The sequence below is a fragment of the uncultured Algibacter sp. genome (genome assembly GCF_947495925.1).
GTDB lineage: Bacteria > Bacteroidota > Bacteroidia > Flavobacteriales > Flavobacteriaceae > Algibacter_E.
In genome coordinates this window covers 1-5,717 of the sequence record NZ_CANMAU010000015.1, presented here as the reverse complement: position 1 = coordinate 5,717, position 5,717 = coordinate 1, and the positions used below count along the sequence as shown (strand labels likewise).

General features: G+C 31.3%; 9 protein-coding genes. All 9 read right to left on the bottom strand.

Annotated features, from left to right (window positions below):
- A partial coding sequence (locus Q0857_RS16670) for a hypothetical protein (protein WP_298537991.1) occupies positions 1-342 on the bottom strand: 342 nt, incomplete at its 3' end.
- Positions 343-494: 152 nt separating this feature from the next.
- Complete coding sequence (locus tag Q0857_RS16665; protein WP_298537989.1) at positions 495-734, bottom strand: hypothetical protein; 240 nt, start codon at positions 732-734, stop codon at positions 495-497.
- Between the two features lie 21 nt (positions 735-755).
- Positions 756-1,199, bottom strand: a complete 444-nt coding sequence (locus Q0857_RS16660; RefSeq protein WP_298537986.1) for a hypothetical protein — start codon at positions 1,197-1,199, stop codon at positions 756-758.
- A 150-nt stretch (positions 1,200-1,349) separates the two neighbouring features.
- Positions 1,350-1,712 (bottom strand): hypothetical protein, encoded by a 363-nt coding sequence (locus tag Q0857_RS16655; RefSeq protein WP_298537985.1) that lies wholly within the window; start codon positions 1,710-1,712, stop codon positions 1,350-1,352.
- Between the two features lie 393 nt (positions 1,713-2,105).
- Positions 2,106-2,768 (bottom strand): DUF6794 domain-containing protein, encoded by a 663-nt coding sequence (locus Q0857_RS16650; RefSeq protein ID WP_298537983.1) that lies wholly within the window; start codon positions 2,766-2,768, stop codon positions 2,106-2,108.
- Positions 2,769-2,919: 151 nt separating this feature from the next.
- Entirely contained in the window at positions 2,920-3,366 is a 447-nt protein-coding gene (locus Q0857_RS16645; protein ID WP_298537981.1) for a DUF4844 domain-containing protein, read from the bottom strand.
- A 154-nt stretch (positions 3,367-3,520) separates the two neighbouring features.
- Complete coding sequence (locus Q0857_RS16640) at positions 3,521-4,261, bottom strand: hypothetical protein (protein ID WP_189358185.1); 741 nt, start codon at positions 4,259-4,261, stop codon at positions 3,521-3,523.
- Between the two features lie 160 nt (positions 4,262-4,421).
- Complete coding sequence (locus tag Q0857_RS16635) at positions 4,422-4,805, bottom strand: hypothetical protein (protein WP_298537977.1); 384 nt, start codon at positions 4,803-4,805, stop codon at positions 4,422-4,424.
- A 129-nt stretch (positions 4,806-4,934) separates the two neighbouring features.
- Complete coding sequence (locus Q0857_RS16630; protein WP_298537975.1) at positions 4,935-5,390, bottom strand: hypothetical protein; 456 nt, start codon at positions 5,388-5,390, stop codon at positions 4,935-4,937.
- Between the last annotated feature and the right edge of the window lie 327 nt (positions 5,391-5,717).

The following is a 5,717-nucleotide window of genomic DNA, read 5'->3' as shown; positions in this document are numbered from 1 at the left end:
TTTTAGATTCGGTAAATCCAAAATGTGGCTTCTTAGCAAATTTAAGTAGACAAATTCCATATCATTGTCCGATTTTAGAGTCCGTTTTTCAGTCTGAAATTCTGTTTTTCCGATAACTTTTGAGTAATGCTCGTAAAATTCCGCTGTCCATTTTTCTGATTTATCCTTAAACATTCTAAAGAGGGACGAATAATTTGTTATTCCGCCACCTTGATAAATTCGGATTTCTGTTTCATAGGTCAGTGAATCGGATAGTTTTAAGTCAGCATTTATTTGGCTTATGTTTTGTGCATAAACTCCAATCGAGAATAGAAGTAATATTAGAAGCTGAAAGTTTCTCATAATTATGCACAACGGTATTGTGTATGGTTAGTTGCGTAAAAACTAAAGATAGCAAAAGGGGACGAGCCTGAGGGAAATTCGGAGAATTTTCCGATTGGCACTTAGACACTCAAGCAATTAATTATACACGTTGTTGTGTGTAGTTATTGTTTCTATTCCTTTGTCAATACCTTAAACATTGGTCCATCTGATTTTACTTTCTCAATTGCTTCTGTCCAATATTCCCAAAAAGCAGAATCAGCAGGTTCATCAGTACCTTTCCAATATTCGCCACCACTTAAAATATCTGTCAAATCATTTGACCCACTATTTTCCCAATATGCTTTAATACAATAAAGCATAGCTTCATAACCTACTTTTTTCGTAATTAATTCGGTTCTTTCTTTATTCATATTAGTTTTTTAATCGATTTGTTATTCCACTATTCCTTCTAGACCATTCCAAGTCAGAGTTTCTTTTTCCAATTTTGAGAATTCACGTAACAATTGTCCTAGTTTATTAAGTTCAGCCGGGTAACATTTAATATTAAATTCCGATATTGATTTCTCAATTCCTCCTTGATTATTATTCAATCTAATTTCGATAACACATTCACTGGAGTGCTCGATTAGAGAAAATTTACATTTGAAATAGAAAGCAAAATTTTCTTTAGGATTTTCAGAACCTAATTCCCAAAGAAATGTTCTTTTTGAGTTAAATGGAAAATCTTCTAAAATATCAGCTAACTTTTTAAGTTGGTCTGCATTATCATAAATCTCCAATTGTCCTGAGTTTTCTCCATTAGACGCTTTAAAAATCAGATTGATATGGTATGGTTCTTCGTAAGGATTTCGGATTATTTTAATTGATTTCTCCACTTATAGTAGGTTCGGTTTAATTACACACAACGTGTTTGTATATGGTTTGTTGCGTGGTTAAGCACGTAATTTAGCAAATAAAAACCAAAGAGAAAATCCGCGAGGATTTTCGTAAGTAGGCTAGAACCAAGCAATAAATTATATACGGTGTTACCACACGTTTTTATTTTTTATTTCGAATTTATATGGATTTTCACTATCATAAATTCCGTTGTGATAAATTAAAAATTCGGCGTCATTTTCGTTAAATTCAACTGTTTCTATTTTATCTATACCTATTAAACATAAATCTGTTCTTGTTAATATTCTTTTTCTAAATATTCCAAATTCCGATTTAGTAATTGAAACTCTTTCTCCACAGTTAAAAAATCCACTTTCAGAGACTTCTATTTTATAAGTTTCGTTAACTTTATATTCATCGATTACTTGTTCAAATATGAAAAGTAAAAAGGTTAAAGAAATTAATGGTATTAAAAGAAATAGTGTTAATAGTTTTGTTCTGTTGTTTTTCACGAAACTAAAAAATAATAGAGCAAATACTATAAATACCAATTCAAAAAATGAATTCGTATAAATTCCTTTTAGTCGGTAACCATTATATAAAAAGATTCCGATTAATAGAAGGATAATTGAACTAACGATTAAAGCTCTTTTAATTATTTTTTCAAATTTGGGAAATTCCGTTTTGGTTAAGTAAGGAATGCAATTCAGTCCAATTATAATTGTAAAAAATATTATTATTACGGTCATTTCTCAAATGTGTGGTAACGGTTACGTATAAGAATAGTGCGTAGTTTGAGTGCGAGGATTTTCCGAAGGAAAATCAGATGCAAGCAAACAAGCACTAGCCTTTTGATTTAGGAATAAACTTACGCATTATTTTTATACATTGTTGTGCATAGTGCTTTATTTTTCATATAGCTTTTTCAAAAGTTCAAACCTGTTTTCTTGTTTTTGTCCGAGTAAATCAACTTGAGATTTGTCTGTTTGTTTCCAGCCCCAATAATAATCATAGAGCCAAATCATTTCATTATCCGAATTTGTTTGAACGTGAACCATTGCAGGTTTTTTATCAGGTCTGTCATAATGCATTCCAGTATTGAATTCTAATGTTTTTACTCCATTCGGATAGTTTTTATCCTGGGGTTTTCTAACTACAAGCCAATATTGTTTGTAATATTCAGTTTGCTCATCTAATTCGATAGGCTTATTACTTAAAGTCCGATAGTAGCTGTCCAAGATAATTCCAGACATATCATCAGGATGATAAATTCCTAAATCATTAAAGTATACAGACAATCTCGAACCAGCCCAAAGTCTCCAATTATTCCTCATCCACATTCCAGTTCCCATATGAAATCTACCTGAAAAATCGTTTTCAGTCATTTTTTTAATTTCAGTTTTTAGAGAGTCAGAAAAGTTTTTATTTAGTTCGGATATAGCATCGTTTAAATCTTTAGGGATATAAACTCCATTAATTTCTGATTTGGTCAGATTCGCTTTTCCTCCAAGTATGACACAACCAACAAGACTAGAAGCTATTATTAATATGGTAAGCAGGTTTTTCATTCGGCATTATGCACAACGGTTTTGTATATGGAAAGTTGCGGTTTTGTGTGCGAGGATTTTCCGAAGGAAAATCAGATGTAACAAAACAAGCAACGACCTTTATTTAAGCCAAACACCAGTAATTTTTTATATACGGTGTTGGCAACAGTTTTTAATTCTTTTTATTCACAGTATTTGGGTCAAATCCATAATAAAAGTTATTCAACTGTCCATTCGAACTTTTAAGTCCGACAATGTCCATTATTTCTTGAAAATAAAGTAAAATCCTTTCTCTATCTTCAGAATCGTAACCTAATTCCATTTCTGGGAATTTTAAAAGTCCGATTCTAATTGCTTCTTGATATTTTTGGTCAGTCGGATTTTCAGATTCCGCAATTTGTTTAAAATCCATTGCGACTTCATTGATTTTTTCGGTCAATATTGGTCTCAATTTTTCGTCCGATATATTTGGTGAATGATTTTCCGCATAGAACTTTTTCTTTGCAATAAATTCAGCAAATTCTTCATTCGCATTTTCAGGTGTTTTCATTTCAGTCGCATTTTGTCCGCAAGCAGATAAAGTCAAAAACAATACTAATATTTTAATGTATTTCGTCATTTCTCAAATTGTTGCCAACGGTTTTGTATAAGGAAAGTTGCGTGTTTGTGTGCGAGGATTTTCCGAAGGAAAATCAGAAGCTAGCAAACGAGCAACTAACTTTGGTTTAGCTAAAACTAGCAATTTTTTTTATACGGTGTTGGCGTGTCGTTTTTTATTTCAGATACTGTTCAAAATATTCATCAACTATTTTTTTGTTGAATTTATCTTCTCCTCTCCAATATTCAACAAAAGCCCAATCGTGTCTGCCAGTTGTTGGTCTATCATAATTTTTAGGTTCCAAAATTTCACAACAGCCAAGAATTTCCATTATTGTATGTCGTTCATTTTTACTTCCTTTCATAACTTCTTTTAATCTATCTCTTAATTTACCTGGATATTCTCCAATTTCTGAATCATTTATACATTTTAAAATTCCTTTAAAAGTCTTAATGTCTAATTCAGTTGGTTCACTAATATTTTCTTGACTAAATAATTTTAAATCAAGATAATTATATAATAAATCTGAATGTCTAACTCCGCTCCATTTAATTCGCTCAAAATTTAGAACATTCAGGTCTTCATTTTTGTATTCAAAAATTTCAGGTCGATAAAATTCTCTTTTTCCTTCAAGTATTAATTTGGCATTGAAATAACTGGCAATAGCAGAACGCCAATCAAGTCTTTTATTAGACAAACTTGATAAAAATCCGTTAGTTATTTTTTTTGTACTGATTTCGTTTAATATGTTTTTCAATTCAGTTTTCACCTCTTTCATTGACATTGAAACAGGCTCGAACATTAGTCCTTTTGATTTAGCATATTCAAAATCTATTGGGTCAGTTTCATATTCACGTTTCCAGCCTTGAGAACTCCAATAAGTTTTAAATAAAATTGATTTCGCCTTTTTATCCATAGTGTTTCTCAAATGCACGCCAACGGTCTTGTATAAGATTAGTTGCGGTTTTGTGTGCGAGGATTTTCCGCAGGAAAATCAGACGTAACAAAATTGCAACGACCTTTGATTAAGTACTAATGTAGCAATTAATTTTATACGTTGTTGCCACACGTTTTTTTTATCCGCTTTTAATTTTTTTTCCTTCAGAGCCTTCCCATATCTGAGTTAATTCGTAATCTTTTAATTCCGCATTTGGATAAGTTCCGCCATAATTCCAAATTTCAAGATTGTGAATTATTCCATTTGAGAAGAATAAGGTGCAATTCGCTCCGATTTCCAATTCCGATGATTTTATTTCAACGCCATCTATTATCAAATCTTCCTCTTCATAACGATATTTTTCAATTCCGTTTTTGTGCTCAAAACCTATAAATACTCCATTTCCTGTATATTCATAGTCAGACTCTGTAATAAAGTCAATTTGCGGTTTCGTTTTGATTCCGTAATTATCTCCATCCAAGAGTAATTCTAAAATATCAGCAATAAATTTCGATTTCAGCATTTTTTTCAAATGTGTGGCAACGGTCTTGTGTATGATCTCGTTGCGTTGTTTAAGCACTAAAGTTAGCAAATAAAACACAGATAGAAAGTCCGCTAGGACTTTCGCAAGTAGACACTAACTAGCAATGAATTATACACGGTGTTGTAAGTAGTTTTTTCTTTCAGTTACTAATTCCGTTAATTTATTCAGTTTTATTTTGTCAATTTTTTTCCAATCCGCTTTATCAAATTCCAATGTGCTGAACTTTTTTAAACTCCTATACATTGGTAAAATCACAGACTCAAAATCTCCAGTCAGTTCATAAATCAGATTTCGGTTATCTGTTATTCCACCACTTTTTGAGATTATAAAATCAATTCCTTTTTTGTTTGGTTTGAGTTCAAAGAAATAACATTCAGGTTCCAGATTCCAGAGTGTTTCCGTTTTAATTCCGTTAAGTGCTAAAATCAGAGATTCGCAAAGTTTGTCAGTCGGATTTTCTGGAATAATTGACGCACTAAATTTCAATTCGAGGTCAGAATATCTTAAACTTGTCGGCAACCAACCATTTTTAGGAATTTCAAAAGTTAATTCTAATTTACTCATAAATTCTAAATTTTAATTCCCAATAAAACTATAAAAGCGAATATTATACAAATGATTGAAAATACTCTAAAAAAGATTTTCATTCCTTTAAAAATCCCTGGCGTTTTCTCAACTAATTTAGGGTTATGTTTATTATGAAATTTTAATTGATATTTCACAATTATTGGTCCAATAAACCAAAAAAGTAACGCTGCGAAAATGAAAAATAATGTTGGTTTTAGATTGTCCATTAGTGTCTGTGTAAATTACTTACAACGGTTACGTATATGAAATGTTGCGTGTTTGTGTGCGAGGATTTTCCGAAGGAAAATCAGATGCAAGCAAACA

What these genes read in the sequence shown, in the direction of transcription:
- Q0857_RS16650 (WP_298537983.1), bottom strand. Translation starts at nt 2,768, where the DNA reads ATGAAAAACCTGCTTACCATATTAATAATAGCTTCTAGTCTTGTTGGT.
- Q0857_RS16640 (WP_189358185.1), bottom strand. Translation starts at nt 4,261, where the DNA reads ATGGATAAAAAGGCGAAATCAATTTTATTTAAAACTTATTGGAGTTCT.
- Q0857_RS16645 (WP_298537981.1), bottom strand. Translation starts at nt 3,366, where the DNA reads ATGACGAAATACATTAAAATATTAGTATTGTTTTTGACTTTATCTGCT.
- Q0857_RS16635 (WP_298537977.1), bottom strand. Translation starts at nt 4,805, where the DNA reads ATGCTGAAATCGAAATTTATTGCTGATATTTTAGAATTACTCTTGGAT.
- Q0857_RS16665 (WP_298537989.1), bottom strand. Translation starts at nt 734, where the DNA reads ATGAATAAAGAAAGAACCGAATTAATTACGAAAAAAGTAGGTTATGAA.
- Q0857_RS16630 (WP_298537975.1), bottom strand. Translation starts at nt 5,390, where the DNA reads ATGAGTAAATTAGAATTAACTTTTGAAATTCCTAAAAATGGTTGGTTG.